Source organism: Acetanaerobacterium sp. MSJ-12, from assembly GCF_018917875.1.
Lineage (GTDB): Bacteria > Bacillota > Clostridia > Oscillospirales > Ruminococcaceae > Bittarella > Bittarella massiliensis.
In genome coordinates this window covers 1-2,138 of sequence record NZ_JAHLPK010000018.1, presented here as the reverse complement: position 1 = coordinate 2,138, position 2,138 = coordinate 1, and the positions used below count along the sequence as shown (strand labels likewise).

At 68.8% G+C, this 2,138-nt stretch carries 1 protein-coding gene; it reads left to right on the top strand.

The features are described 5' to 3' along the window. The coding region (locus KQI11_RS13005; protein ID WP_216402422.1) for a hypothetical protein at nucleotides 1-2,138 on the top strand (2,138 nt) is incomplete at both ends.

Below are 2,138 nucleotides of genomic sequence, written 5' to 3'. Positions count from 1 at the left end.
TTGGACGAAGACGGGAACACCATGAGCGACGAGGAGAAGTTGGCCCTGCAGGACGGGGACGTGGTCACCGTCCGCGCCACGGTGAAGAACACCCACCCCGACGCGGGCAACGAGATCGTCTACGACCACCTGACCCTGGTGCCGGAGGACGACGAAAAGGTCAAGAAGTACCCCACCGCCGGGCTGGATATCCTCACGGGAGCCGAGCAGACGGTGACGGTGGACGGCAAGGCGGTGACGAACGCCTCCGGCCAGCCCTACGACGTGTCTGGGGAGGGCATCCCTTTCGGCTGCACGGCGGCGGGGAACGTCATCACCTACAAGGCAAAGATCGACAACCCCGACGGCAAGGCGGTCACGGTGGGCCAGCGGATGAGCGACGACTTCTTCGGCTCCAAGCAGTACTCGGGGGCCGAGCTGATCCCGGCCCAGCCCCTGACCCCGGCCGACCCGGAGAAGCCAGAAGGGGAGGCGGGGAAGGACTACCACTACACCCGCACCAGCCCCAATGAGAACGGGTGGAACAACACGGACGTGGCCATCACCTTCTACCCCGGGGACTTCAACCAGTTCTACATCAAGGACCCGGAGGAGGGGACGGTGCACGCCACCCTCACCGGCAAGGGGGAGTCGGTGGTCTACGACAGCAACACCAAGACGCCGGTGGCCCTGCAGGCGGAAAACAGCGAGAACGGGGCCAAGTCGGTGCGAAACGACGACGTCATCAAGGTGGACAAGGACGCCCCGGCCCTGACCCTGGATGAAGGGGACCAGGCGGTGACCCTGACGGACGGTCTGTCCGGCATCTGGAAGTTGGAGCGGTACGACGCCGCATCCGAGAAGTGGGTGGCGGCCGAGACCTTCGCCCTGCCCACCGAGGGGGCGGAGAAGGGCAACGGTAAGGCCAGCGAGAGGGTCTCCGTCGACCAAAACGGGCTCTACCGGGCGGTGGACGCGGCGGGGAACACGGGGGAGGCCACGCCGGTCTCCTTCAACGCCCCGCCCAGCGCCACCCCGACCGACCCGGAGGCCCCGGCGCTGGAGCCGGAGGAGGAGACCGACGAGGGGGGCCTGCGCCACGCCGTCATCCGCGACAGCATGAGCGAGTACATCGACAAGGCGGCCCCCCTGTACGGCGGGCGGTTCACCCTGGAGGACGCGGCGGAGCTGATGGCCCAGAGATACGGCTTTGCCTCCAACGTGGGGCGGGACGACGGCCTGCGCTACACCTATGCCATCACCCAGAAGGGGGCGGACGTGAGCGGCCAGGGGGTGGACACCACCCAGCCGGGCAGCTTTGTGGTGGTCTGCACCGCCACCGACGCGGACGGGAACACCACCACCCTCTACCTGACCGACACCCTCATCGACCCGGACGCGCCGCCGGCGGTGGAGCGGCAGGAGGAGGGGACCCCGCCGGTGGGCCCGCCCTTTGACCCCCTGAAGCCGATGCCCCAGCCGGTGATCAAGGAGGACCCGGAGACCGGGCGTTACCACGCCTATATCTACGAGCAGATCGCCGAGGGGGTCAGGGAGCCCGGGGCCTACGGCGGGAGCCTGACGGGGGAGGTGGCCCAGCAGATCTTCGCCGGGCGGTACGGGTTTGTGAGCCAGCAGGGGGACGGGGAGCTGACCCTCTCGCCCATCCGCGTGACCCAGGACGGCAAGGACGTGACGGCGGCGGGGTACGACACCGCCAAGCCGGGGAGCTGCGTCATCAGCCAGACGGCCACCGACAGCCGGGGGAACAAGACCACCGTCTACCTGACCTACACCTTTTTGCCGGTGGGGAGCCCGCCCTGGGTGGACTACGACCCCAGCGACCCGACGGTGGAGCCGGGGAGCGAGCTGGAGGAGCCAGAGATCGTGGAGGACTGGCAGAGCGGGACCAAGTACGCCACGGTGACGGACCGGCTGGTGCAGGCCATCACCGACCCGCCGCTGTCGGGCGGCTGGCTGGACGGGGAGGAGCTGCGGGCCTTTCTGGGCAGCCGGTACCAGTTCACCTCCGCCCAGCCGGACGGGGTGTTGAAAGAGGTGCGCTTTGCCGTGAGCCGGGACGGGAAGGCGGTGGAGGGCATCGACACCACCCGGCCGGGGGAATACCTGATCGCCTACACCCTGGAGGACTCCGCCGG